Here is a 23377-nt window from a genome sequence, read left to right on the forward strand (position 1 = left end):
TCATGCTGGATTTGCACTAGCTGGCGACTACGAACTTTGCTCGGCGCGCCTGTGCTCTCTGTGGTTTTTTAATCCGAAGATAATGAAAAGCCGTTTACATTTCGCTATATATATAAACTATAAGACCAATTCCAAGCAGGGTGCCTTAATGAAAACATGTATAATGTGTGGTGGCGAAGGGACAAGGCTTCGCCCGCTTACTTTTGACCGGCCAAAGCCAATGATCCCGCTATTGAATAAACCATCATTAGTCCATCTTGTGGAACATCTGGCTATTGAGGGTTTCAACGATATTGTGCTTACACTTGGTTATCTGGGAGGAGAAATTGAAGCCGCACTTGGCGATGGAAGTATGTACGGCGTGCATGTCGAATACGTCCATGAGCAGGAAAAACTGGGGACAGCAGGAGGAGTAAAGAACGCGGAAGAGCTGTTTGAAGGTGAGCCTTTCATGGTAGTGGGAGGCGACCACGTAATGGATCTTGAACTTCGCGAATTTGTCCGTTTCCATGAAAAAAACGATTCACCTGTTACAATAGGCCTTATCCCGATCGATGATCCGCGCGATTATGGTATAGCGGATCTTGATGTTAATAACAGGATCAACAGGTTTTTTGAAAAACCGGGGCCTGGAGAGATATTCAGCAATCTTGCAAGTACCGGTATTTACGTTTGTGACCCGGAGATAATGAAATGGATCCCTCAAAAGAAATACGATTTTGCAAAAGACCTTTTCCCGGATATTATGAAAAAAGGTAAAAACATCAATGGTTTCCTTGTGCACGGCAAGTGGACGGATATCGGGAACCCGCAGGCTTACAGGGAAGCATGCAGATGGATGCTGGAACAGATGCCGGGCACAAAAATTTCAGGCCGCCTGAATATCAAGGATGCAAGAGTAACAGGGCCAATTGAAATAGGGCATGATGTGTCACTCGGTTCAAATTCCTCCATTGTAGGCCCTATAGTGATCGGGGAAAACACAACTATCGGGGATAATGTCCTGATAGGCCCCTACACATCGATAGGCTCAAACTGCAAAATCGGAAATAACTCAAGGATACTTTCTTCATATATATTTAATAGTGTTGAGATCGGCGCGAATACTGCGGTTTCCAGCGCTATTATCGATAATTCTACCAGGATAAAAGATTCATGCATACTTGAAACCGGTACTGTTATCGGTCCAAGAGTTATTATCGGGGAAGAAGTGACCGTAAATTCAATGGTCAGGATATGGCCTGAAGTCAGGGTAAAAAATGGAACTAAAGTAAATGAGAATCTTGGGAATGAGGATTTTGGAAATAATATTAAAGGTTCCTGAGACTAATTATTTTCACAGTCCCGTCTTTTTTCCCGATATATACCATATCCACATTGGTGAATATACCATGTTCTACGATACCTGTACAATACGAAAGCTCTTTACTTAATGATACAGGGTCATCTATTTTTCCAAAATCCGCATCCATTATGAAATTCCCGTTATCCGAGATGACCGGGCCATCCTTATTGACGCCCATACGTACCTGCGTTTTTCCACCGAGTTTTGCCACATTTTTTTCAACAAGTTTACGCGCCGCTGGTATGACTTCAAGGGGTACTGGGTGACTCAGCACATCAGCCATTTTTGAATCATCTATGACTACAACGAACTTTTTTGCGGATTCAGCAACGATCTTTTCCCGCGTATGCGCCGCTCCGCCGCCTTTAATCGCTATGAAATTTGCGACCTGGTCCGCGCCATCGATATCAATATCAAGCACAGGATGCTCATCAAGCGTGGTGAGCGGGATTCCGTTCTCAGTTGCCAGAAATGCCGACTGGTATGATGTGGGAACACCAAGGATATCCAAACCATCGGCGACACGCCTTCCCAGTTCTTTTATCGCATAAGCGGTTGTGGAGCCTGTGCCAAGCCCAACGACCATATTGTTTTTTACAAGTTTGGCGGCCCGTTCTCCGGCTGCCTGCTTGGGGTTTTGAGTGGTGTTTTTCATGATGGAGAGCTTTATGTCTTTTATTTAAATTAAATTTACGAAATTAACCTTCATATTAAAATTACTATTTAATACGTCATTCAGATGGGGAATAATCGTTTTCATACTGTTCTTTAATAAATTCAAATTTATTTAAGGTTTGGTATAGCCAGAACACTTATTCATGAACTCCCGAATTCAGTCGGACGCCTCCAAGAGCAGGTGCATTAGAGAGTTCGACTTTTTAGTTCACACAATTGGGCAAATGGTATGACCTTATTTATGTTATGCTTCTTAGTACTTATACACCTCTCAAGATTGCGGTTAATAGTAGTACCAGTATGCCAAGAGACAGATTAGTTTTTACTAATATTAAGATTGTGTCAGGTTTTGGGGCAAAAGGTGCTAACTTTGTGGAAAGAACAAAGCTAACCCATGCAACAATGAGAATCATTATCAATGTTACAAAATGTTTGCTCAGCAAAACAATTCCATACGTTGTGCTCAAAATATCTTCAAATGCTACATGGCGAAAGGCGATTGGAATACCTGTAAAAATCAGCACTGTAATGCTCAACCAGGCAAAAATAACGAAACGCTTTAATACAGCAGTTCCGAGCACTGGACGCTGATTTTGGTCAATTATCATCTCTTTTATGTGAATAAATTACTGTCTCTGTCATAAACAGGGGCAGATACATTTTAAGTTTTTTTCAAGATTGGTTCGTGTTCTTCGATAACGATATTTTTATTCTTACTGTCTTTGGAATCATTCATCTGCTGTTCTTTATTTTTAGTAATGGGAAGGCATTGTCGGCACATCTTTTTCACCTCCTTTTATCTTTATAGTTACTTCAGTTAATAAAGTATTTAAACTATCAAGTTTAAAGTTAAATAGCTGCTATTGAAAATGGAAGTCGCTATGCAAAAAGAAAGTAAGAGATGCACTATGTATGAGGACGATATATGTTTGTGTTCTATTGAAGGTATCATGGGCATCCTCAGTAAAAAATGGGCTTTATTGATCATCAGTGCGATTGGGAATAACCAGAAATTGCGCTACAACGAGCTTGAAAAAAAGCTGGATAAGATAAGTCCAAAAACGTTAGCCGATAGGTTAAAAGAACTGGAGAATGCGAACATAATCAAAAGAGAACCATTTGCGCAAATACCTCCCAGGGTGGAGTACTCGCTAACAAAAGAAGGAGCGGAACTGAGAGATGCTGTAATGCCTTTGATAAAATGGGTTTCATTGAAAGATGCTCAGAGGTGATAAAATTCTGGCAGGATGAAGTATGAGCAAATTTACACTGGTATTTACAGCCTTAAAAAGAATGTTACGGCAATTCTCAAACAACCAATGCAGCCCCCAAGGCGCCTGTTATCTGGGGTTCTTCTGGCAATTGCACTTTGGTATCTAAAGCCTTTTCAAAAGCCTTTACTACTCCAGGATTTTTAGCCACACCCCCTACAAAAGCCACTTCATGTTTTATTCCCAGCTTTTTAACCATCGTAATGGTTCGCAGGATAATACTTTCAATAAGGCCGGCAGCTATATCTTCTTTTTTAATCTTTTGAGCCCTTAAGCTGATAACTTCCGATTCCGCGAATACGGTGCACATACTGCTGATCTTTGCTGGATGTTTTGAAACCAGTGCAAGTGTCCCCAATTCATTCAGCGATATTTCAAGAGCTTTTGCTGTATATTCCAGAAACTTACCGGTTCCTGCTGCGCATCTGTCATTCATCAGAAAGTCCACAACTTTACCATTCTCTGTGATGATCACTTTGCTATCCTGACCGCCGATGTCGATTATCGTGTGGGCTGCCGGGATAAGATAGCCTACACCTCTGGCGTGGGCTGTTATCTCACTGATAGTTTTTTCTGCAAATCCAATACTGCTTCTGCCATATCCTGTTGCCAGAATTTTTCCAACCTCGCTCTCGCCTATGCCGCAATTTGAGAGCACTTCCCTGTATGCCGCCTCCCCCGCTTGTCTAAAATCGAAGCCAGTAGGTATAATAGCGTATCCTGCGATCTCATTATCACGAAGCACAACGGCTTTGGTAGTCGCAGCCCCGACGTCAATTCCAATAGATATCATTCCAGCATCTCCAGAAAAGCATCCACTCGTGTCTTTATCTGCTCAGTGTCAGCTCCGCTGTAGTCTGATTCTATAGATAGGAGTGGAATACCTGACTTTTTCAAAGCTTCCCCAACCCTGTATTTCTCGACATTGTATCCGTGGCAGAACTGAAGGGTATAATAAACGACCCCGTCAACATTGAAATCCCCGGCAAGTTGAAGGATCTGATTGATTCTCCTTTCATTTGGATACATGCAGGCGCAGGGGATTTTCAGATATCTCTCGGCTATGGCTCTCATTGGCTCCTTATTCTCATCCACTAAATCCCAGAAGGCTCTCGTTCCCGTACAGCTCTCCTCTACCACTATCAACCCGCCCTGATTCTCTATAATTTCCGGAACCTTCATGTTTCCTGCTGCCATCGGGCAGCCGGATATCATAATCCTCGGCCCGGAGAACTCTCTTTTCGTAACATTTAGCTCATCGAGCAGTAAAACAAGATTTTTTTTGAACTCGTCGGGTGACAGAAAATGCATCTGCTGAACAACTTTTAATATTTCAGTTCCCCTGATTGGAGGCGAGTCGCTTTTCCTTAACTCGTAGATTGCACGGAGCAGTTTTCTTGTCTCATTTGCAGACTTTATTTCATTCCTGAGTTGAGTGTCAGTGATTTTATTACCGGTCAGATTTTCCAGAACGTCTTTTAAGCTTTCCAGTTCTTTTATATAGTACTCCAGTGCATTTTGATTTTCAGGTTTCTGCGGAAGGTCCATGACATGGGTTGGGATGTATTTGTCCAGGAGTTCATACATCTTCTTTTTTCCATCACATGTAGCCTCTGCAACTATGAGGTCAACCATACCAAAATGAGGACAGGATTTAGTCTTACTGCATTTCTGGTCAATTACCGAGCCGAAGGAGGATTTAATCAGAGGGCAAAGATTTCTTGGTAAATATTCCTCCGCTGCTTCAATTGGGGCGCTTCTTCCACCGCATAGTATTACCCGGTCCGCGCCACACGCATAGATGAGTTCATCCGGGACATAAAGGCAGAGCGTTCCTACTATCTTTTTGCCGCCTTCTTTGCTCTTGAGTATTTGATTTATCCTTCCGGGAAAAGCTTCCTTGAAAAGGTCCAAGCTCCTCAGAATAATGTCATTTTCAGCCATCTGATCGTTCATTTGTTATTGCTTTATGATCTTGATTTCAGGGAAAATCTCATGCGTTACACAATAGTAGCCGGGGCATCTTTCTTTTGCGATTTCGTTCAATTTATTCAGCTTTTCCATGCCTGCGTCAGTATCCACTATCATTTCCCATTTGAGATGCTCTAATATAGGGTTTTGAGTGACACCGAACGCCCCTGTCAGATCCATGCTCGAAGTAGCCTTTATCTTAAAACTTTTAAGTACAATTCCCTCAATTGCAGCCCATTTTGCAAAGGTTGCTGCATAGCAGGCAATTAAACCATAAATGCAGTACTGCACAGGGTTGGGGGCTGAACCACCGCCGCCCAGGATCAGTGTTTCGTCGGATTGAAGTACGATCTCTCCTCCTTTTTCTGTTTTTATCCTGGATTCAAACTGTGGGCCTGTCTTATTCAGTCTCCACTCACCCTCTACTTCCATGGTTTTCTTACCTGTGGCAGGATCTTTTCTTGCTTTTTCAACCGTTTCCTTGAACTTATCCACATCTACTCTGTTAACTATCATTTTTTCCACCTTTTTTCACTTTATCCAAACACTAAGACTCTTTCAGATTCCTCAACTATATGGAGCATGTCATGCATTGTAGAGATTGGGCAGACTTCACTTCCTGGAATATGCCTTATTTTCAGGCAGGTTCCGCATGCAAAAATCTGACCTTTATGCTCTACAAACAGTCCTATCTGTTCCTGGACATTGAACTTTTCATCCTTTATACTTTCACTCTCAACACCTTTACCCAGGAGAAACACTTTTACCTCATGTTCCATAAGTAAAGATGTTACACCGAACCTGAAGGCGTTCCACACCGTTTCCGGCTCATTTGTGTTTATTATTATTCCTATTTTCATGATATCCTCTTTGCTAACGTTTCATTCTCTGCCAATTTCTCTATAAGTACTTCCCTCATCAGATCGCATGCCTGCAAGATTTTAGGGTTTGCGATTTTGTAGTAAACATTTGCTCCATCCCTTCGTGTAGTGACAACATTATTCTGCCTCAGGACGGTGAGATGCTGTGAGATGTTTGCCTGGAGCACTCCAGTCTGTTCTGCCAGGTCATTAACCGTTTTTTCTCCATCCCTGAGAAGGTTGATTATTTCCAGCCTTTTCGGGCTCGTGAAAACCTTGCAAATCTGGGCGTGCATTTCATAAATTTTCTTATTCATTATGTACTCCTGCCAGATTCTTAATATTAAAGCGCCTTTCCTGCATAAAACCTGCAATCAGCCCGTGAGCAAGTCTTATTCCTGGAACTATGCTCGCATTTGAGTTTTGAAACTGGAATATATTCAAGTTCTGTTCCAAGTACTTCCCTGAAATATTGAATTGCCGAATCCAAAGCAACAAAAGTGCTCCGTTTGCAGCACCTGGCTCCCCTGTTACTGGCTATAGCAGCAAGCGCACGGGAAGTCATCATATTTGCAGTTCGTCTCTCATAATCTGTCAGGGGGCTGGCTTTCAATATTGTGCTAATAGCAATACCTGTAGCTATAGCTGCGGCATCAGCGCCATAAAGGCCGCAATAACCGCCTGGCACAGTAGCGCCGCGCCTTATTGCTTCTTTAATTTCATCGTCTGTCACTTTTCCTGTGAGATTTTTGTAGGCAGTAACCAGCACTCCAGCTATCATGGCATGATGTTCCGGCCCGTGCATTGGCATAGTTGGATGCCTCATAATTGTCTTTGCCATTTCCATGGGATTTTTTGAACTTGAAGACAGACAGAACCGGCTGATTATCTTTATTGAATCGCTTGCGTGGCATTCGTTGCATACATAATGACCGGACGGGCAATGAATGTTGGCGGATTCTGCTTTCCCGCAATAAGTGCATGTTACAGGAATGGCTGTTGTCAAATAAGCAAGTTCTTCACCGCATATCATACAGTTCTCAGTTTTTTTATTTTCCATTTTACCCCGTCAGTTCCGTTTCCATTTCAAGGTACTGCTCCTTTGTTACTTCGCCCCTGGCGTATCTTTTTTTGAGAATATCAAGCGCGGATTCAGAAGTTTCTTCTGATTTTTTTGTTCCGGCATTTATAAGTGAAATCACAAGCCAGATTATTGCTCCCCAGAATAATACCATTATGATGACTCCAAAACCCATGCCAAAGCCCATTCCGAAACCCATCATTCCGCCTCCGGAAAATAATAAGACTACTCCCACAAGCAATGCGATGAGTATCCACACTGTTGAATCTTTATTGCTCATTTTTTATACATCTCTTCAATTTTGAATTCTAATAACATATTCTAAATTATGAATATTCATATATATGAATTTAACTATGGATTTGATCGGATTGAAAAACTTACCTGATCTTCACGTTATAATAGTACACTATACCTGCCAGGAGAGCGATGCTACCTGTTATCCAGGTGTCCCGTGAAAGGAAAAACAGCAACATGACACAAGTTATTAATCCGAGAACAGGAAACATACGAGGAAACACTGGTTTTTCCAGCTACGGCAAAAATGGTCATCATCAGACCAAAGACCAGTATCGCGTTGTAAGGTACTGAACGCCCTTTGAATCCCTATTATTTTTGTGCTGAGTAATGTACGTGGTACAGTGACCCAAAATCATTATATTTAAATAGTCAACATGCATATATTGACATGTGTTTCTACCTTTAAATATCACGGAAATGATAAGAAAAGCAATGGGCTGGTGTCCCAATGCAGCATCATTAAACAATAACGGGAAGATAGATATGATATCGTATGAAGGAAAGCTCATAGATAAAATAAAAAATATTGGATCCAGGGAAATTCTCAGTTTTCTGCATCTGGTATTCGGAGTATGGCTGATAATAACCGCACTCATGGTTCTGGCAAAGCCGCAGTTTTTCCCGTGGTGGTTCATGGAAATAAATATCATTTCATCAGGGATACTTTTAGTAATAGGCGTGTCATCCCTGATGATCTTCTTTAATTTCGTAAAATCTGCCAATATCCACAGGATACTTGCACTGGTGAATATTGTCCTGTTAATTGGTTTTTCCCTGTACCTGAGCCAGTTCCTTGTTTCAAATGAGTTTACATATTCTGTATTCGATAAGCCGTATATGGGCTATTCTTTTGGGTTTGTGACGCTCATACTTTTTACACTTATCATCGGAATACCAAGTATCCTGACTTTTTTCAATAAACCCACAGGGGAAAAGAAATCAGGATTCCTCAAAGTAACCTCATTGATTCTCATAATTATGTTTGCATCCCTTGGCGCATATTATCTTTATCTGGATAAACAAAAAGATACCATGCTGGCAGAATATTTCGGGGAAAACGGGATATATAAATTATACAGGGTCCAGGCGGGTTCAGCATCATATTATGATGATGCACATCCTTATTTCCTTGATTCGGATGGAGATACTACGGGACACCATATTTCAGAGGATACATATAAAGCGATCCAATTTTTACAGAATAAAGAAACTGGTAAGGTACTTGCATGGTGGGATTATGGACTGGAAATCAAAGCTGCTGGAAAAGAGCCTGTTATCAGCTATGCATCAGAAGCTATAAAGACTACAATAGCAAGACCTTCGTCCTTATATGATAAATTTGAGCAGAATGAGAAAGTCGCGGATGTCTCAAGGTTTTTCACCACCGATTCCGAAGAGGTTGCGAAGGGAATTGCCGGGAAATATGGTGCAAATTTAGTGTATATATCCAGAGAAAGAATGAATGATTTGATACAGGTGATGATGTTTGCTGTCGACCCTGAATCGATGCGGAAGCAGAATATAAAGACACTCGAGGAATATTCTGAAAAAATTAAGCCTACAATGGCTTACAAATTCAATTCAGGTGCAGAGCTAAATTATTTTGATAAGATATTCGAAAACAAGGATGTCATAATTTATCAATTGAAATAGGATTTTTTACTCTGAAAAATATAAAATGGATGCATTATTATGAAAGACAGGGAGATTTTCCTGGGAACGGGCATTTTAGCGATTATGGTAGGATTCTATTGGTTGGTTGCGCAATCTATGAAGATCAAACTCGGTACTGTTACTTACGAAATATCAACTATATTTGATGGAGGGTTCTTAGTCGCAATGGGAATAGCGATCATAATATCCTGTTTAAGGGAATGGGATTCAGAAAAGGGAAAAATATCTGTCAAGAAAAAATAATTTTTTAAAGAGGTATTTTTTCCTTCTTGTGCCACAATACCTCATCCATGCTCCCACTCCTGAAACCAATGAGATCAAGTGTAACATACAAAAATCCAAGCCTTTTAAACTCAACAAAAACCGCATCGCGCATCTCCATCAAGTGCATCATCTTATCCGGAGTGATCTCGATGCGGGCTAATCCGGCATGGTCGCGCACACGTACCACATTGAATCCGCGGTCACGAAGATAATTTTCGGCAACTCCTACGCGCCTTAAAGCATCAGCCGTGATCGTTTGCCCATACGGGAAACGGGACGAAAGGCATGCCATCGAGGGCTTATCTGCCACAGATAAACCAAGTTTTCGGGCAATCTCCCTGATCTCTTCCTTTGTGACCTTAAATTCCACGAAAGGATTATATATCTCCTCTTCAACGACAGCCCTGTGACCTGGCCTGTGGTTCTTCAGATCAGAAATATTTGTTCCTTCGATAATAGTTTTTATATCATACTCTGCTGCGATTTTTTTTAGCTCCCTTATAAGTCCCTTTTTGCAGTGATAGCATCTATCCACGGGATTTTCTGCAAACCCGGGCTCGCCAAGTTCATCGTAGTAAATAGTCTTATGTGAAATCCCAATCTCTTTTGCTACTGCTTTTGCACAATCAAGCTCGCCCGGGGCAAGTGTCTGTGAATCCGCTGTGACCGCAATTGCTTTTCTTCCAAGTGCCCTGAATGCAAGTGCTGCAAGGACGGAGCTATCCACTCCGCCTGAAAATGCAATAAGAACGCTGCCTCTGTTTGCAATATCTGCCAGAATAGACTGTATTTTTTCATCAATTGACATTGCGAATAATAACAATCCGAAAAGATGTAAGCGTTTCTATGGAACTGATGAAAAAATGCAATATGGATTAGAACATTTTCCGAACATTTTCCACGTGAAATACAGGTAAAACAGTAAACATATTTCGAAAGAATGACATTAATGTGCTAATATCAATATCTATTATTCATGTTGAATGGTGAATCGATAGCTAATGGCTGATTTCACGTATCATTTTTCCATCATAATAATGTACATCATTATTTAATTTTCCATGAGAAATAAAGGGGTTAAAATAATAATAAAAATACAAATTTTCATTGATCTCTGACTAACTCTCTTGTATGTCTTGCCACTTCTTCAGGAGAAACCCGTTTTCTTGCAACTCCGCTTTCCATGGCAGCCAGGGCAACAGCAGAGGCAACCCGCGGCGCGACTTCATGATCAAAAATGCTTGGGATTATCATTTCTTCCGAAGGTTCGGTCACAAGTAACGCCAGTGTATTCGCTGCTGCCATTTTCATTTCTTTATTGATATCTCTTGCCCTGACATCCAGAGTTCCCCTGAATATTCCGGGAAAACCAAGGGCATTATTTATCTGGTTGGGGCAATCCGAGCGGCCTGATCCGACAATACGAGCTCCTGCTTCTTTTGCTTTTTCCGGCATGATCTCAGGGATGGGATTAGCAAGTGGCAGGACTATTGCATCATCAGACATGGATCGTATCATTTCCTCAGAGACTATCCCGCCCACTGATAAACCTATAAAAACATCTGCTCCTTTCATTGCATCTGCAAGATTTCCCATTATCCGGTTTTTATTAGTAAGCCTGGCAAGTTCTTCTTTATAAGGATTAAGCCTGGCTCTCCCTTCATAGATTATGCCTGTTGAATCGCATATTATGATATCCCTCACACATTCATCCAGAAGGAGTTTTGCGCTTGCTGTAGCTGCTGCTCCCGCGCCGCTTATAACAACTTTTATATCGCAGAATTTCTTCCCCACAACTTTCAGGGCATTTATCAGCCCGGCAAGCATGACGAGAGCTGCTCCATGCTGGTCATCGTGGAATACGGGAATATCAAGTAATCCTTTTAGCCGTTCCTCGATCTCAAAACAACGCGGTGCACCTATATCCTCAAGATTGATGCCGCCAAAAGCAGGCGCTATGTTCTTTATGGTATTTATTACTTCCTCAGTATCCCTGGTATCAAGACATATCGGAAAAGCATCTACGCCTGCAAAAACTTTAAAAAGCGCCGCCTTTCCTTCCATAACAGGAAGTGCTGCATAACCACCGAGGTCTCCCAATCCCAGAACCGATGTGCCGTCACTTACTACGGCAACAAAATTTCCTTTTGAAGTATAACGGTAGATGTCATCCCTGTTTGACTGTATCTGCAGGCACGCCTGTGCCACGCCTGGTGTATAGGCAAGGCTTAAATCATCTTTTGTTTTTAAACTTACTTTAGTTTTCAGGGCTATCTTTCCCTGATGCGCTTCATGGAACTTGAGTGAGCGTTCATAGATTGATCCTTTCATGTAATCACTCTCTTTTAATGCTTTTTCCACTGCTTCCTTATGAAACTTCGCAGCTTTATGTATTCCGCCTTTTGTGCCCCGGATGGCCCTGCATGGATATTGCTGCACAAGAAGACCGCCTTTTGCAGGAGCTTCATCTATTTTTGATCCAACAAGGTTTTTTGCCATGTGCCATGTACTTCCGCATGGGGCGCCCCGGATGACCTTTACGGTAGAGATTAAACCATCTTTTGTAGTGATATGTATTTGCGGCCTTCCAAAACAGGTTGCAAATCCCGTGACGGTGTTGTTGCCTGATTGTCCTATATCGCAGCATATCTCATGTATCTCAATATGAATGCCATATTTTTTGGACAGGTTTAAAAGCTCGTCTCTTCCGCCTGCAATTGCCGCGCTTCCTGCGATAATTACGGCGTGAGCCTTGTTCTCGCCTGCAAGCCGGACAATTTCAGGTGTCAGGTCAGGATGCATTATGTAAGCTATTATCAGGTCATTTGAAAAAAAGGTTTCATCCAGATCCAGCCCTTTGATAAATTCTGCTGGTTCTTCTATGAAATCGGGAAGTGATTCAGGAAACTCTAATGATGAAACCTTGAAACCGGAATTGTTCCTGATATTTTCGATCAGGCGCAAGCCGTATTTTCCCCGAGTTAGTACACCGATGGATATCAACTTTATTTCTCACCCAGTGCCTTTGATAAAACATACAATCCAACAAGGATTAACCCAAGTTTGATCAAGTCATCCAGAGAATTATCCTTAGCTGAAGGATTCTCTTTTACGATTAGATCGCGCAATATAGATTCTTCCTTCTTGGTTAGATAGCTCAATCTGGATTTGCCCAGAAGATACTCCATCCTTTCAACTTCTTGAGGTGTCAGATTCATTTTGTCAGTTCCTTGAAGACTTTATCAGATCGTTTTGATCCTACCTGAATCAGCAGTTTTTTAAGCGGTTCAATAGGTTCAACAGTTAAATCAGGAACAGCAAGCGTATCCATTAATCCATTAAGGATATCCTCTCCGAACTCTGTAAGGCCATAGAAGGAATGGCTATCCATACCTTCTTTTTTGGCATATTCGTTTTTAATGATTGATCCTTTTTCAAGTATTTTCAGGTGATGAGATAGGATGCTGCTGTCTTTACGGGGTATTTCTAATTCAGTCATTATCTGAGTGAAGGACAGGTTGCCGTTTTTGAGGAGAACAAAGAAAATAGCCCGTCTAAAATCGTCATTTAAAGCTTCTATAGCTCTTATAAGCTCCATCGGCATCTCGTTTGCGTATTCTTCTATTTTTTTATTTATTCCCATTGTCAACTCTCTAAAGGCACTGAGTATACCTTGGTATACTTGTGTATATTTATTTATACTAAGGTATAAGCTTATCTATCGAATCTATCTTAAAAGGGAGTGTGATCCTGAACGTGGAGATTCAAAAAAGATTCAGCGAATTTCAGAGGAAGAAAAAAGAATCTATTCTCGCGTATAAGGATAAAATCCACATCGTCATCTATGGTGCTTATAATCCACCAGGGGAGAGGGAACGTCTAATAAAACTCCGTGATCGCTTGAAAACAGATGGATATACAAATACTGCTATAGTTGAGGAATTTTCGAGCTCTGAAGGATCAGGTATTCCAAACCTGGAAAAGAGTTTAGATTGCCTGGAATGGGCTGATTTGAATATCCTTGTCTTTACATGCAGAGGGAAAACGGGCAGTGTAGCAAGAGAATTGATCCATGCTATTGAAGATCCAAAAATCCTCTGGAAAAGCAGAATTTTTGAAGAAATAGAAAAAGAAATACCTGCAATGGAGACTCTTTTAAAAGAAGAATTATCTTTGGAAAGATACTCAGTTACCCAGGTCAAAAGGCAAGATGATGAAGATCTGTACGAACACGTTTCAAGCGATGTATTCCTGTTTTTTAGAAAAAATATTCAAAAATATGTATTACGCACCAATAATTAAACTTAACATGGTCAAGTATGCGCTTTTACCCGATCAGTAGTTTTAAATTCAAATCCATTAAATTTTGTTAATTAAGAAATGCATTAATATTTTTGTGATTCTCGTCTTTGAATGTATAGATATTTTTTGATTGTTATTTACATAAAACGCTATCTGAAGAATCAGTTTATATTTTATGAAAAATGCTCATCTTCATTTTAATGTCCTGACTCCCACTATCTTTAAATATATCATAATCATAATTATAGTTATAAGAAAAATTATACTTCTAATAGGGTATGATTTCTCTTGAAGGAGACTAAAAATGGCGAAAATAATGCATGTACAAACAGTTCTCATGGTAGAGGATATCGATGCCCTGAAAGCGAAAACGGGTGAGACCAATACCAAAGACGCTCTCGCCAAGGCAGTCTCACATTATCTTGAATGTGAGTATACACAGGTTCAGAATATGTGGACTACAAAACTCGAAAACGTTGTAAAAAATAGAACTAAAGGAATATATCAGGAGGAAAAATAAAATGAGATTTAGAAAGAATGAAGAGGCAGTATCGCCAGTCATCGGTGTTATCCTGATGGTTGCGATCACTGTTATATTGGCGGCTGTTATTGCTGCTTTCGTATTCGGGATGGCACCCCCGGCAAAAGCGCCATCGGTGCAATTGAGAATGACGGCAATAAATGATGGAGCTGGCAACGGTTCATTAAAAATCACGCATAATGGAGGCGACTCACTGATTCTGAAAGATGAGAAAATCACAGTGACTAACGCCGTTGATGATACTCCAATTGACGGTATCCTTCTCTCTGGGGTGACTTTGGTTGCTTTCCAAGATGTTTCTACAGACGCTACTCTTGGTGCAGGTGCAAGCATTAATCATAATTTTACAACTGTACCTGCAAAAGGAACTATTTTGAAAATTATGCTTCAGGATATTCCATCAGGCCAGGTAATTACCCAGATGCAAGTAACTGTAACATAAATATGTGAATGCCCCCTTTCATGGGGGGTCATTTTTATTTTTTATGAACACAAAACAACTCTTCTTAATGATCTTATTGTTCATCCTTGCATTAGTTGTGATGACGCTCCCGGTCTGGATAGACAGGGCTCTTCCAATAATGAAGAATGGTATCAATTCAGCGGGTAAGACTTTTGAGGATATGTGGGTTGCCCTGAAGTATATTGCAGACAGGCTTTCAGAGGATATCCCGAAGCTGATGGATAAGTATTTGTAACAGGATCGAATAACTATATCATAATTAATGTTTCTCGTCCCCAAAAATTATATTCATCTGTGCAAACACAAAGCTTTTTGGATGGAAACGCCTATGATTACAGGATAAAATGTCAATACTTGTTGATGCCACCATAAAAAAGGGATTATTTTTCCGAAGAAGCGCCTTGATATAGAAGAGCAGGACATCGTAATAAGGATAGAACGCGTTCATACAGAACCATCATTAAAAACCAGAATCAAAGCTTCCAATGAACTCGTAGAAGAAGTCCTGACCTCAGAGCCCGATATGTTCCTGTAACTATGTTCGATCTGGCAAATTTTTCTGGAATATTGAATTACCGCGGATTGAAGATTTTTGAAATTGGGTATCATATTGTTTTGGAAGCAAAAAAGATATTTAAAATACTCCTTGGAAGTGATGCTATACATGCAGCAACTTGTAAAACATATGAAATTTCAGATATTGCAACAAGTGATAATGATTTCAAGCGTATTGATTTCTTAAAAGTGTGGAAACCACTTCGGTAAACCCACTAATGTCAAATCGGCATTTTATTCATCCTTGCATTATTGGTTATCCCACTTCCCTTATCTTGATCGATGAAGCTCTTCCCATAATGAACGGAATTTCCAATTAAGCAATCAAGACGAGGATATGTGCCCTGAAGTACATTGCTGGCAGGCTTTCAGAGGATATCCCAAAGCTGCTGGATAAGTATTTGTAACAGGATCGAATATTCCAGCATTACTAAAAATATAATCCGGATAGTCTTTAATAGATTGAACTTTATAATTGAACCATATGAAACACGCAGTTACGAAAGAAGTAAGAAAAGATAGCTCACTAACTGACGAACAGAGAAAACACTTTGAAGATAGTTTAAAACATAACAATGATCTAATGAAACGATTAGCCCAAATGTAGTGGAATTACTGTATTTCTTAACCATTTCTCTATTTCTTCGACGGTGCATTCATATTTAGCGATTTTAAGCAGAACATTTTGTATTTTATCTTCACTTGCATGAATATGGTATCCTTCACTTCTAAGAATAATATCACTCACTCCAAAAGCTGTTCTCTTATTGCCATCAATGAATGGATGACCCACAATTATTTGTTCCAATGCTAATGATGCTTTCTTGAATACGTCAATTTTCCTATCAATTAAATAAACCAGATGAGAGATTGTTCCTTGATTAAGAATTCCTTTTGTTCCACCATAAATTTCAATGATATCTTCATGAATATCCATAATATTCTGTTCAGTCAATTTGTTCACATAGTTCATACATGACACCGATTATAGTCGCTTCATTGTTTCCTTTCATATAGATAATTTCTATGAAAAAAATAAATTCTGTTTATCTTCGTTTTATTAGAATTTTTTTCTACCCAACAGCTAAAATCCATCTATGCACTCCCATGGCACACTTATAATCCTTATTACAACTGTTTTTTCTGTGCTGACATCTTCCAGCAATTTTCTACCTACAGAGTAGGAATCATTTGATATTTTGCGGACGCTTTATTATAACTTCAGAGACCCTGTCAAATTCAGAATCATACGTTACTATGGTGCAATCAAATAATATTGCTGAGGCACATATTACCGCATCAACATGGGATAAACCCTTTTCTCTTGTCTGGTATTTTGCTTTGATTGTACCTGCGAGAAATGCTATTTCTGGTGTGGTATCTATAATAAGAAAACTGTTTTTAAGAAAATCAAGTACTTCAGGTATTTTGTTTTCTGCATTTTCCCGGATGAAAATGGTTGTTATCTCAGTTATTGTACTGGATGAAATATGACCTTCTAACTCCCCGGATACGATTTTGTTAAGGAGTTTTTCCACTTCGTCTGCCTTTTTGGAGTTCAGAAAATATTCAAGCAGGACACAAGTATCCAGAATAATTTTAGAGCCTGGCTTCTTGCTCTCGGTCATTCTCCCTCATCTTGCGGACAATATCTACGGAAGACTTTTTTGATGTTAGAGTTCCTCTAAGCGCCCTGAAATCCCTTTCAACCCTGGGAGTTATTCGTATTTCAAGATTGCCGAATACAAGCCATTTCTCTTTATCGTGCTCATGTAAGGTTGTTTCCATATAGCTCACATACGTTATTACCTGCCAACATATTTAAGCTTCTTCCAATCTTAAATTCCGATCTTTAGGATATGTGGGTTGCCCTGAATTTCATTGCCGACAGACTTTCGCAGGATATCCCGAAGCTGCTGGATAAGTATTTGTAACAGGGTTGAATACTTTATTCTTTATAATACTAAATAGAAAGCTATTGTTGCATTTCCTTGACAAGCATATTCCAATTAATTATTTTTATGCCAGAATTTTTAATATTTATGAGTTTTCTATCTTCTGTAAGAAACAAGCCGATGGTAGCGGATTGAGCAAGAATAATTCTATCGAAAAAATCTAACTGAAGGTTATCAAATTCGTTAAACTTCAAGTCATCCATTGCACTATATCTATGTATGACTACTTTTTCGTCTGATGACAAAACAGACAGACCTTCATTGAACTTTTCATTTACTTTATTTATTGGTATACCAAGTTTAAGGCTCTTAGCTTTTGCTTCAATAAGAGAGACCTCACTGATATGAATCCTTTCCAGGGATTTCAATATTTCTTTATAAATATTTCTGGAAAATCCTTTAACATCTATGTCAAGAAATAAAAAAGGCATGACATATGTTGTATCAAGATACAATTCCTTGATTTTCATACTATCTTTCCAATAATTCCTTCTCAAGTAGAGGTCTTTCTTTTTTTATTTCCCCTTCAGTGACAGAGGTGATGCTGTCTTCTTCCAATAAGTTGATTATTGTTTTTCTTTTTTTCAACAGGATTTCTTCACCTTTTATTGTTGCAATAATTTCATTTCCTGGAGACAAACCAATTTTTAACCTTAATTTCTTGGGAGTATATAATTCTCCTTTCTTCCCTACTTTTAATATGTATTCGGCCATTTTACTTTATCAGAATAATGTTGATTTTCGGAATATTTAAATATATCGGAACTAGAGTAATAATATAGTTTATTTTGTTGCAGACTTAATTATTAATCGACAAGTTTAAGTAAAGACATGATAATAGATAATAAAGTTTGTCTTCCAGGACACTTCGGAAAAAGCAAGAATATTGGTTACAGTGGTTAATATGCAAATAAATAAGTTGGATTTAAAAAGTATTCGAAGCTACGGAACACATGGAGTTCTTGGGTTATTGATGGGAATTGGTGTGGGTTTCATATTCTTTCTTATGCTCTCATCTTTAATTGCTGGCAGTTCCCAGATCATAATAGTGGCTGCTGGTTTGGTTACAGCCTTACTAATTTCCGGCCTCTATGGCTTCTATATCGGGTATATTTTCGGGGGGCAGAAAAGCTCATACAGGATATCAATAACATGTGCCATAGCTGGAGTTTTTGGAGGACTTGTGACCGCAGGTCTTTTAACAAAGGGTTTCATTACTATGAGCGCCGGGTATTTTGACCCGTTATTTTTTTCATTGTTTTTTGCAGGACCGATTTTAGGTTTTCCAAAGATCAAGAACATAGTTATAATGACTGCTTCAAGTGTTTTTGGCGCGTTAATAGGTTATGGCGTGTATTCTGTTGGCCAGAACATAACTGTTTATCTTAATAGCTCAGGAGGTACTGTATTTGCGCTTTTGATAGCGATCATTTTCTCTTTACTTGCAATAGGAATAGCAGGCGCCTCAATAGCTGTCGGAATGTATTTTTCTGAAAAGGCAGCCTTCAGGGCAAGGGAAATTCCCGGATTTTTAAAAATAACCAGGAGTGCAGGGGTTGTTCTGACGCTCATTATAGTGTTTTTTTCCGCATTGATGTTTGTAAGTGTTGTTAAGTATGCAAGTACGGATGTATGGAAATCCAGGTATTTCCGGCAATGCAACAACCGAAATAATAGATACCGATCATGGTAAAGCCCTCAAAATAAGCGTATCAGGTTCAAGCAATGTGAATATGAAACAGACGGGCGGAACGCTGGCAGCAGACCCAGAAGCAGATGAAAAGTTCGTTAATGGGTTTACGTTAAGTACAAGTAATGCTACAAATTATGGCAGTATCAATGTTCTTCCTGTGTATGCATGGGTGTATTCGGAAAAAGACGGTACTTTATTCAGTCTTTCTATCATACGGAATAATGGCTGGGGAAAAGAGATACATATAGGAACAGAACGAGAGATGAAGCTGAACCGGGGATGGCAGAATGTAAGTCTTTCTGTTGGGAGTCTGATGTACGACTGAACATGAAGATCAAAATAAAACCTATTAATGGTTATCAGATGTGTCCTTTTTGCGGCGAAAATGCAGAATATGCCGGTATCAGCAGCGGTCATATATTTCCTGCCATAAACACAGGACAAATATACATATGCAGGGAATGTGGATATCAGGGAAGTTTCATAATGGAAGTTAATGATCTTGATAATATAGATATAAAAAGCTATATTACTTAAATTCCCGAAAATTTAACCGGAGAAAGTCAGAATAAACCTGGAGTGCAGGGAAGTGTATGAATATAAATATAACTGTTAATAAAAGAATTGAAGTCGGCCTGATCGCATTGCTACTGGCTTTCCTTCTGGTGGTCACAGCCCGGGCAGCCGCACCTGTCAGCCCCCCGGAATCCCGCTTTTTCTGGGAGCCTGGTGAGAAACTGTCATTCACATGGACGCCTGAGAATTTTGACGGATTCTATTACGATCCTGAAAACAAAGCAGGCAACGGATCTCTTACTATAAGGCTTAATAACATAAAAGACAGGTCCATACCAATAGGCGGCATAGTATATCATAAAGCAGCTGGACAAACCAATACAAAATACAGGGAGTTTGGGAAATATGCTGTCATCGAATTCACGGGAGAAAAATATTTAGCAGGATATCCCGCGGGTAAGAGCAATATCACAGCCCATGGCGAAATAAAAGTAAACCAGATTTGGCTCCGTAAAATTTTGATCGATGACAGCACAAGTAATATTTTTATGAATGGAAGCCGCATGATGCTATCTTCAGGTCATGATATTGAGATCAGGAACGTGAATATATCAGACTCTTCAGTACTATTGTACCTCATGATGGATGGAGAGAAAGTTGATACCAGGACATTAAGTGCCGGGGAAAATTATACTTACGAAACAAAGGACGGGCAGATCATTGCACTCCAGGTTGATTCTGTTATAGCTGGCAGAGAAGAAAATTCTGTTTCAATAAAACGGATATTCCAGACATCAGAAAGTTTTACCCAGTATTATAAGAAAGTCGATATTTTCGGAGTGATGAAAGTAACAGGTGTTTCTGATACAGGCATTACAATGAGAAATACGGCTGTGCCTGTTGATCTAAAGCCAGGCAGAATCATCGAAGTAATGGACAATATCAGAATAAAAGTGGCAGATTCGAATGATCTGCGGTTATATTTATATCGTGATCGGGGTCAGGAAAAGAGTGAACACAGGGGAGCTTTGCATACAGCCTCAAACAACCTTACCGCATGGGACGGTCTGAATTATGCCGGATTCTGGTATGACTTTGAATCCGGCAATTATTCAGAATCGCTTGAAATAACGAACATGACAGGCAGGAGGATTCCCGAAAATGGTCTCACATATACAAGTTACAGGGTGAAAGTGCCTTACGCCGTTACTAAAATAGACGGTAAAAAACAAGTAACGAACATATCATATGTTATATTCAGCCTGGGCGGGAAAAAATATACTGCAAGAAACAACGGGTTTGCAGAATTATTGATAGCGCATGGTGATAGTATATATGAAAAAAAAGCACTTGTTGGGAGGCCACCATGGTTTGAAGGGGACGATAAGTTGACACCTGGATTGGACACATTTAACTGGGGAATGGACACATGGGAACTGGGCGAAGGATACGCCCTGGCTGTTAAGTACATTGATACAAGTTCTGATCCAAGAAAAGCGCGTTTGGTACTCAGCAGGAATGGTGTTGATCTTGATGATGTATGGTTGTCAAGCGGGAATGCTTATAGATATTTCCAGCCGGGAGAAACCGGAACACCCAAACTTATCACATACCTTGATGCCGTATTTGCAGGCGCTACGGTCGATGTGATACAGCTGCGGAACACAGTGTTCGTGTCGGATAATGTTACTCAAATAAAAAAGGGTGACAGGCTGGGTGTATTCAATGTCACTATCATGGATCCGGATCGGATAGAATTAAAGAACAGGGAGCCGATCGAGCTGAAAGCCGGAAGCAGAATAAATCTCTTCGGAAACCTCAGCTTCTTTGTGGAGAATTCGGATGAACTCAGGTTTTATCCGGCCAATATGGCGGGTGCGCAGATGGATCCCGGGAAGGTCACTGTGAATGAGACGTCGGATAATCCCGATGTGACTATTCAGGTTGTGAGTTCCCCAATCGCGGGTCGGACAGAGAGGGCAGCGGGATTTCAAGCCATTATTTCACTGGCCGCACTTGTTGCGGTTTATCGGATAAAATGCAGGAAGTAGCTCAAGCACTCTTACGCCAATTTGTTAAATTATTTTTTGGGTAGGTATCGTGTATCCGAGTATCAATCTATAAATTCGCCTATAAATTCATAAACCTATGTTTAAATTTACCAACTTGACGATTAATAGTAAGATTTATGTACTAAGACATTCTAACTTAAGAATTGAGTTTCGAAAAATAAAACGAGTCATCACTTTGATACTAAATTGTTTAAAAAGGGGTAGATAAAATGATGAATGATTCAACAAATCAAAAAGAGAGGCAATGGACTTATATTGTATTTTTTCTAATAGGGATCTTATCTTTACCCCTTGGATTGATTTTTGGCAGGCTATTAGCAAATAATATTGAAGGAATGTGGCAACTGGTATTTCCTTTGTTTATCTGTTCGATTCTATTTGTTATAGCTATGTATGCTTTTAAGGTGCAGTCGGCTGCCTTTGCATTAAAGGCGCTTGCTATTTCTTTTGGATTTCTCTTTCTAATTTACGTTTCCTGGTTTATGTGGAGCGCAAACGAGCATGAATCCGGGGCTATATCTATTACAAAATTTGACACGCCTCAGGGAGAGTATTCCGAGTTGACCGCAGGTGAATTAAAAGGATACCCTGCTCTTGAAAAAGCATTAAGTGGCGAGGGATGTACAAAAATCAATGAAAATAGCTGGTATTGTAAAGTTGATCTTGATGAATTGAAACGAACATCGGATTTTGTAAATAAAAAAAAGCTAATGGGTGCTCCTCTTTTCAAGATCAACGAAAAGTATTATGAGATCGGTTTTATGACGCCGTGAAAAAGAGAGATAAATATGGATGAAGGATTAGGATTTGCGCTTTAGAAATAGAAAGATGAGTATCATTGGATCTGTAATTGGCTTTATAGGGGCTTTCGTGATTGGATTTGCCATTCCTGTTTGGGATGGACAAAGCATTGTTCAGCTTCTTATGAGTATGGATATAATGCCACAGTCATCTCTCGCTCCTGTTGTAATGGTCATCTTCTTTGGTTTGTTAACAGCGTTCACAGGGTTTATTGTTATTAAGATATTTTTGATATTAAAAAATATATTTAATATCAAATTTAATCGGGGAGTAAAAATATGACAAGAAAAAAATTAATTATAGGCGTCATAGTATTGATAGCCGTCGTCCTGATAATAAAAGAAGTTGTTCCAAATTATCCTTATTTCATGGTGGGCGCTCCTCTTGGAGTTTTTGGGATAAACAATATGGATTCAACAAATCACAGTGTAAATGTCCAGGTATTTGATACAAACAATAAATTTCTTCTCAATAAAACCTACGAATTAGGACATTCAAAGCCAGGACAATGGGTACCAGAACAATTCATACAATACCCTGAAAATGGATGGGAAAGTGTACATGACAAAGATAGATTATTTCCAAAAGGAAATTACACATTTATCGTAACATTAGATAATAATTCTGCCCAGACATTTCAAGAAGAATTAGACACATGGAGGGCAGCTGATATTGTTATAGACAACAACGGAAATCTGAGCGTAGGAGCAGTAGTATCATAGCGGCTTATTAGAAAGATATAATCGAAGTTCAAAAAAAAGGTGATAACATTGAATAATAAAATAGTGTTTGCAGGGTTAATAATAAAATAGTGTTTGCAGGGTTAATAATAATCACTGTATTTGTTCTTGGCTGTATAGACAGTTCTTTTAGCGAATCAGATACGGAATTCCAGATACGAAAAGAGAACGTTGATATGAATATTGTTGTGAATATAACTCCAGAAGAACTAAGCAAGTATCCTGCTCTTGAAAGTGCATTAAACCGTAACTCCGCCTGTTTTAAGTAATATGTACAGCAAAGTCCAATTTTTCTAAG

General features: G+C 39.6%; 35 protein-coding genes. 16 read left to right on the forward strand and 19 right to left on the reverse strand.

Translation table 11 applies throughout. From position 1 onward, the window contains the following. Positions 1-1324: NDP-sugar synthase (locus CL181_RS10550; protein ID WP_320410178.1), on the forward strand; the 1324-nt coding region annotated here is incomplete at its 5' end. Here the strand turns inward: CL181_RS10550 and rpiA are convergent. Together rpiA and CL181_RS21545 are read right to left on the reverse strand one after the other, a co-directional pair. Next, positions 1311-2000, reverse strand: a complete 690-nt coding sequence (gene rpiA, locus CL181_RS10555; protein ID WP_097299275.1) for a ribose-5-phosphate isomerase RpiA — start codon at positions 1998-2000, stop codon at positions 1311-1313. The two genes, CL181_RS10550 and rpiA, sit on opposite strands and share 14 nt — an antisense overlap. A 280-nt stretch (positions 2001-2280) precedes the next feature. After that, positions 2281-2628: a CopD family protein gene (locus tag CL181_RS21545; protein ID WP_096205806.1), complete on the reverse strand. Its 348-nt coding sequence runs from the start codon at positions 2626-2628 to the stop codon at positions 2281-2283. A 273-nt stretch (positions 2629-2901) separates the two neighbouring features. On the opposite strand from CL181_RS21545, the gene CL181_RS10565 reads away from it, so the two are divergent. Next, on the forward strand, positions 2902-3252 hold the full coding sequence (locus tag CL181_RS10565; protein ID WP_255251540.1) for a helix-turn-helix domain-containing protein: 351 nt from the start codon (positions 2902-2904) through the stop codon (positions 3250-3252). A 76-nt stretch (positions 3253-3328) separates the two neighbouring features. Here the strand turns inward: CL181_RS10565 and CL181_RS10570 are convergent, their stop codons facing one another. From CL181_RS10570 to CL181_RS10600, 7 genes are read right to left on the reverse strand one after another with little or no spacing between them, the layout of a single operon-like run. Continuing rightward, a complete protein-coding gene (locus CL181_RS10570) occupies positions 3329-4084 on the reverse strand; it encodes an acyl-CoA dehydratase activase (RefSeq protein WP_097299277.1) in 756 nt (251 codons plus the stop codon). Beyond that, on the reverse strand, positions 4081-5235 hold the full coding sequence (locus CL181_RS10575; protein WP_097299301.1) for a double-cubane-cluster-containing anaerobic reductase: 1155 nt from the start codon (positions 5233-5235) through the stop codon (positions 4081-4083). The genes CL181_RS10570 and CL181_RS10575 overlap by 4 nt, the downstream gene beginning before the upstream one ends. A 15-nt stretch (positions 5236-5250) precedes the next feature. Next, on the reverse strand, positions 5251-5778 hold the full coding sequence (locus CL181_RS10580; RefSeq protein ID WP_097299278.1) for an OsmC family protein: 528 nt from the start codon (positions 5776-5778) through the stop codon (positions 5251-5253). Between the two features lie 20 nt (positions 5779-5798). Continuing rightward, complete coding sequence (locus CL181_RS10585; protein ID WP_176505170.1) at positions 5799-6122, reverse strand: DsrE family protein; 324 nt, start codon at positions 6120-6122, stop codon at positions 5799-5801. Further along, positions 6119-6439: a helix-turn-helix transcriptional regulator gene (locus tag CL181_RS10590; protein WP_097299279.1), complete on the reverse strand. Its 321-nt coding sequence runs from the start codon at positions 6437-6439 to the stop codon at positions 6119-6121. Before CL181_RS10590 ends, CL181_RS10585 begins: the two co-directional genes overlap by 4 nt. Before the next feature lie 26 nt (positions 6440-6465). Continuing rightward, a complete protein-coding gene (locus CL181_RS10595; RefSeq protein ID WP_097299280.1) occupies positions 6466-7182 on the reverse strand; it encodes a DUF5714 domain-containing protein in 717 nt (238 codons plus the stop codon). A gap of 1 nt (position 7183) precedes the next feature. Continuing rightward, entirely contained in the window at positions 7184-7483 is a 300-nt protein-coding gene (locus CL181_RS10600) for an SHOCT domain-containing protein (protein WP_217993149.1), read from the reverse strand. Between the two features lie 149 nt (positions 7484-7632). On the opposite strand from CL181_RS10600, the gene CL181_RS20895 reads away from it, so the two are divergent. The 3 genes from CL181_RS20895 to CL181_RS10610 all read left to right on the forward strand — a co-directional run bounded on the left by CL181_RS20895 (position 7633) and on the right by CL181_RS10610 (position 9420). Continuing rightward, a complete protein-coding gene (locus tag CL181_RS20895; RefSeq protein ID WP_217993150.1) occupies positions 7633-7794 on the forward strand; it encodes a hypothetical protein in 162 nt (53 codons plus the stop codon). 126 nt (positions 7795-7920) lie between these two features. Continuing rightward, positions 7921-9156, forward strand: a complete 1236-nt coding sequence (locus tag CL181_RS10605; RefSeq protein WP_097299281.1) for a hypothetical protein — start codon at positions 7921-7923, stop codon at positions 9154-9156. 39 nt (positions 9157-9195) lie between these two features. Further along, positions 9196-9420: a hypothetical protein gene (locus CL181_RS10610; protein WP_097299282.1), complete on the forward strand. Its 225-nt coding sequence runs from the start codon at positions 9196-9198 to the stop codon at positions 9418-9420. A gap of 4 nt (positions 9421-9424) precedes the next feature. On the opposite strand, the gene larE is transcribed toward CL181_RS10610, so the two are convergent. The 4 genes from larE to CL181_RS10630 form a co-directional block, all read right to left on the reverse strand. Then, positions 9425-10249 carry an ATP-dependent sacrificial sulfur transferase LarE gene (gene larE, locus CL181_RS10615; protein ID WP_097299283.1) on the reverse strand — a complete coding sequence of 275 codons (825 nt, stop codon included), beginning with the start codon at positions 10247-10249 and terminating at the stop codon, positions 9425-9427. Between the two features lie 296 nt (positions 10250-10545). Further along, on the reverse strand, positions 10546-12444 hold the full coding sequence (locus CL181_RS21670; RefSeq protein ID WP_176505171.1) for a DUF166 family protein: 1899 nt from the start codon (positions 12442-12444) through the stop codon (positions 10546-10548). A gap of 2 nt (positions 12445-12446) precedes the next feature. Beyond that, positions 12447-12659, reverse strand: a complete 213-nt coding sequence (locus CL181_RS10625; RefSeq protein WP_097299285.1) for a hypothetical protein — start codon at positions 12657-12659, stop codon at positions 12447-12449. Beyond that, the gene (locus CL181_RS10630; RefSeq protein ID WP_097299286.1) at positions 12656-13084 is read right to left on the reverse strand and encodes a winged helix-turn-helix domain-containing protein; all 429 of its coding nucleotides are present in this window, start codon (positions 13082-13084) and stop codon (positions 12656-12658) included. The genes CL181_RS10625 and CL181_RS10630 overlap by 4 nt, the downstream gene beginning before the upstream one ends. A 101-nt stretch (positions 13085-13185) precedes the next feature. Here CL181_RS10630 and CL181_RS10635 point away from each other — a divergent pair, with 101 nt between their 5' ends. The 5 genes from CL181_RS10635 (at position 13186) to CL181_RS10655 (ending at position 15512) form a co-directional block, all read left to right on the forward strand. Next, positions 13186-13743, forward strand: a complete 558-nt coding sequence (locus CL181_RS10635; protein ID WP_141398872.1) for a hypothetical protein — start codon at positions 13186-13188, stop codon at positions 13741-13743. 304 nt (positions 13744-14047) lie between these two features. Next, positions 14048-14263: a DUF5371 family protein gene (locus CL181_RS10640; protein WP_096205812.1), complete on the forward strand. Its 216-nt coding sequence runs from the start codon at positions 14048-14050 to the stop codon at positions 14261-14263. A gap of 1 nt (position 14264) precedes the next feature. Further along, positions 14265-14726 (forward strand): type IV pilin, encoded by a 462-nt coding sequence (locus tag CL181_RS10645; RefSeq protein ID WP_097299288.1) that lies wholly within the window; start codon positions 14265-14267, stop codon positions 14724-14726. Between the two features lie 43 nt (positions 14727-14769). Further along, complete coding sequence (locus tag CL181_RS10650) at positions 14770-14982, forward strand: hypothetical protein (protein WP_097299289.1); 213 nt, start codon at positions 14770-14772, stop codon at positions 14980-14982. Between the two features lie 302 nt (positions 14983-15284). Next, positions 15285-15512: a PIN domain-containing protein gene (locus tag CL181_RS10655; protein WP_097299290.1), complete on the forward strand. Its 228-nt coding sequence runs from the start codon at positions 15285-15287 to the stop codon at positions 15510-15512. Between the two features lie 382 nt (positions 15513-15894). On the opposite strand, the gene CL181_RS10660 is transcribed toward CL181_RS10655, so the two are convergent. The 5 genes from CL181_RS10660 to CL181_RS10680 form a co-directional block, all read right to left on the reverse strand. Further along, a complete protein-coding gene (locus tag CL181_RS10660) occupies positions 15895-16257 on the reverse strand; it encodes a type II toxin-antitoxin system death-on-curing family toxin (protein WP_176505172.1) in 363 nt (120 codons plus the stop codon). 232 nt (positions 16258-16489) lie between these two features. Next, positions 16490-16930, reverse strand: a complete 441-nt coding sequence (locus CL181_RS10665) for a PIN domain-containing protein (protein ID WP_096205818.1) — start codon at positions 16928-16930, stop codon at positions 16490-16492. Beyond that, a complete protein-coding gene (locus CL181_RS10670; RefSeq protein ID WP_096205820.1) occupies positions 16902-17090 on the reverse strand; it encodes a hypothetical protein in 189 nt (62 codons plus the stop codon). The genes CL181_RS10665 and CL181_RS10670 overlap by 29 nt, the downstream gene beginning before the upstream one ends. Positions 17091-17277: 187 nt before the next feature. Beyond that, positions 17278-17727, reverse strand: coding sequence for a PIN domain-containing protein (locus CL181_RS10675; RefSeq protein ID WP_097299291.1), 450 nt, complete (start codon positions 17725-17727; stop codon positions 17278-17280). Between the two features lies 1 nt (position 17728). Continuing rightward, positions 17729-17971 (reverse strand): AbrB/MazE/SpoVT family DNA-binding domain-containing protein, encoded by a 243-nt coding sequence (locus tag CL181_RS10680; protein WP_097299292.1) that lies wholly within the window; start codon positions 17969-17971, stop codon positions 17729-17731. Positions 17972-18161: 190 nt separating this feature from the next. Here CL181_RS10680 and CL181_RS10685 point away from each other — a divergent pair, with 190 nt between their 5' ends. From CL181_RS10685 to CL181_RS10715, 6 genes are all read left to right on the forward strand, one after another. Beyond that, positions 18162-18950, forward strand: coding sequence for a hypothetical protein (locus CL181_RS10685; protein WP_097299293.1), 789 nt, complete (start codon positions 18162-18164; stop codon positions 18948-18950). A gap of 40 nt (positions 18951-18990) precedes the next feature. Beyond that, the gene (locus CL181_RS10690) at positions 18991-19275 is read left to right on the forward strand and encodes a hypothetical protein (RefSeq protein ID WP_141398873.1); all 285 of its coding nucleotides are present in this window, start codon (positions 18991-18993) and stop codon (positions 19273-19275) included. 2 nt (positions 19276-19277) lie between these two features. Next, positions 19278-19487 (forward strand): hypothetical protein, encoded by a 210-nt coding sequence (locus CL181_RS10695; RefSeq protein WP_097299295.1) that lies wholly within the window; start codon positions 19278-19280, stop codon positions 19485-19487. A gap of 56 nt (positions 19488-19543) precedes the next feature. Beyond that, positions 19544-21517: an S-layer protein domain-containing protein gene (locus tag CL181_RS10700; RefSeq protein ID WP_097299296.1), complete on the forward strand. Its 1974-nt coding sequence runs from the start codon at positions 19544-19546 to the stop codon at positions 21515-21517. Between the two features lie 230 nt (positions 21518-21747). Then, positions 21748-22311: a hypothetical protein gene (locus CL181_RS10705; protein WP_097299297.1), complete on the forward strand. Its 564-nt coding sequence runs from the start codon at positions 21748-21750 to the stop codon at positions 22309-22311. Between the two features lie 306 nt (positions 22312-22617). Further along, entirely contained in the window at positions 22618-23061 is a 444-nt protein-coding gene (locus CL181_RS10715) for a hypothetical protein (protein WP_097299299.1), read from the forward strand. A 28-nt stretch (positions 23062-23089) separates the two neighbouring features. Here CL181_RS10715 and CL181_RS20910 read toward each other — a convergent pair. Continuing rightward, positions 23090-23377, reverse strand: a 288-nt coding sequence (locus tag CL181_RS20910; RefSeq protein WP_217993151.1) for a hypothetical protein, incomplete at its 5' end; no start/stop codon positions are given.

The organism is Candidatus Methanoperedens sp. BLZ2 (assembly GCF_002487355.1).
Lineage (GTDB): Archaea > Halobacteriota > Methanosarcinia > Methanosarcinales > Methanoperedenaceae > Methanoperedens.

What these genes read in the sequence shown, in the direction of transcription:
- rpiA (WP_097299275.1), bottom strand. Translation starts at nt 2,000, where the DNA reads ATGAAAAACACCACTCAAAACCCCAAGCAGGCAGCCGGAGAACGGGCC.
- CL181_RS21545 (WP_096205806.1), bottom strand. Translation starts at nt 2,628, where the DNA reads ATGATAATTGACCAAAATCAGCGTCCAGTGCTCGGAACTGCTGTATTA.
- CL181_RS10565 (WP_255251540.1), top strand. Translation starts at nt 2,902, where the DNA reads ATGCAAAAAGAAAGTAAGAGATGCACTATGTATGAGGACGATATATGT.
- CL181_RS10570 (WP_097299277.1), bottom strand. Translation starts at nt 4,084, where the DNA reads ATGATATCTATTGGAATTGACGTCGGGGCTGCGACTACCAAAGCCGTT.
- CL181_RS10575 (WP_097299301.1), bottom strand. Translation starts at nt 5,235, where the DNA reads ATGGCTGAAAATGACATTATTCTGAGGAGCTTGGACCTTTTCAAGGAA.
- CL181_RS10580 (WP_097299278.1), bottom strand. Translation starts at nt 5,778, where the DNA reads ATGATAGTTAACAGAGTAGATGTGGATAAGTTCAAGGAAACGGTTGAA.
- CL181_RS10585 (WP_176505170.1), bottom strand. Translation starts at nt 6,122, where the DNA reads ATGAAAATAGGAATAATAATAAACACAAATGAGCCGGAAACGGTGTGG.
- CL181_RS10590 (WP_097299279.1), bottom strand. Translation starts at nt 6,439, where the DNA reads ATGAATAAGAAAATTTATGAAATGCACGCCCAGATTTGCAAGGTTTTC.
- CL181_RS10595 (WP_097299280.1), bottom strand. Translation starts at nt 7,182, where the DNA reads ATGGAAAATAAAAAAACTGAGAACTGTATGATATGCGGTGAAGAACTT.
- CL181_RS10600 (WP_217993149.1), bottom strand. Translation starts at nt 7,483, where the DNA reads ATGAGCAATAAAGATTCAACAGTGTGGATACTCATCGCATTGCTTGTG.
- CL181_RS20895 (WP_217993150.1), top strand. Translation starts at nt 7,633, where the DNA reads ATGCTACCTGTTATCCAGGTGTCCCGTGAAAGGAAAAACAGCAACATG.
- CL181_RS10605 (WP_097299281.1), top strand. Translation starts at nt 7,921, where the DNA reads ATGATAAGAAAAGCAATGGGCTGGTGTCCCAATGCAGCATCATTAAAC.
- CL181_RS10610 (WP_097299282.1), top strand. Translation starts at nt 9,196, where the DNA reads ATGAAAGACAGGGAGATTTTCCTGGGAACGGGCATTTTAGCGATTATG.
- larE (WP_097299283.1), bottom strand. Translation starts at nt 10,249, where the DNA reads ATGTCAATTGATGAAAAAATACAGTCTATTCTGGCAGATATTGCAAAC.
- CL181_RS10625 (WP_097299285.1), bottom strand. Translation starts at nt 12,659, where the DNA reads ATGAATCTGACACCTCAAGAAGTTGAAAGGATGGAGTATCTTCTGGGC.
- CL181_RS10630 (WP_097299286.1), bottom strand. Translation starts at nt 13,084, where the DNA reads ATGGGAATAAATAAAAAAATAGAAGAATACGCAAACGAGATGCCGATG.
- CL181_RS10640 (WP_096205812.1), top strand. Translation starts at nt 14,048, where the DNA reads ATGGCGAAAATAATGCATGTACAAACAGTTCTCATGGTAGAGGATATC.
- CL181_RS10645 (WP_097299288.1), top strand. Translation starts at nt 14,265, where the DNA reads ATGAGATTTAGAAAGAATGAAGAGGCAGTATCGCCAGTCATCGGTGTT.
- CL181_RS10650 (WP_097299289.1), top strand. Translation starts at nt 14,770, where the DNA reads ATGAACACAAAACAACTCTTCTTAATGATCTTATTGTTCATCCTTGCA.
- CL181_RS10655 (WP_097299290.1), top strand. Translation starts at nt 15,285, where the DNA reads ATGTTCGATCTGGCAAATTTTTCTGGAATATTGAATTACCGCGGATTG.
- CL181_RS10665 (WP_096205818.1), bottom strand. Translation starts at nt 16,930, where the DNA reads ATGACCGAGAGCAAGAAGCCAGGCTCTAAAATTATTCTGGATACTTGT.
- CL181_RS10670 (WP_096205820.1), bottom strand. Translation starts at nt 17,090, where the DNA reads ATGGAAACAACCTTACATGAGCACGATAAAGAGAAATGGCTTGTATTC.
- CL181_RS10675 (WP_097299291.1), bottom strand. Translation starts at nt 17,727, where the DNA reads ATGAAAATCAAGGAATTGTATCTTGATACAACATATGTCATGCCTTTT.
- CL181_RS10680 (WP_097299292.1), bottom strand. Translation starts at nt 17,971, where the DNA reads ATGGCCGAATACATATTAAAAGTAGGGAAGAAAGGAGAATTATATACT.
- CL181_RS10685 (WP_097299293.1), top strand. Translation starts at nt 18,162, where the DNA reads ATGCAAATAAATAAGTTGGATTTAAAAAGTATTCGAAGCTACGGAACA.
- CL181_RS10690 (WP_141398873.1), top strand. Translation starts at nt 18,991, where the DNA reads ATGAAACAGACGGGCGGAACGCTGGCAGCAGACCCAGAAGCAGATGAA.
- CL181_RS10695 (WP_097299295.1), top strand. Translation starts at nt 19,278, where the DNA reads ATGAAGATCAAAATAAAACCTATTAATGGTTATCAGATGTGTCCTTTT.
- CL181_RS10700 (WP_097299296.1), top strand. Translation starts at nt 19,544, where the DNA reads ATGAATATAAATATAACTGTTAATAAAAGAATTGAAGTCGGCCTGATC.
- CL181_RS10705 (WP_097299297.1), top strand. Translation starts at nt 21,748, where the DNA reads ATGATGAATGATTCAACAAATCAAAAAGAGAGGCAATGGACTTATATT.
- CL181_RS10715 (WP_097299299.1), top strand. Translation starts at nt 22,618, where the DNA reads ATGACAAGAAAAAAATTAATTATAGGCGTCATAGTATTGATAGCCGTC.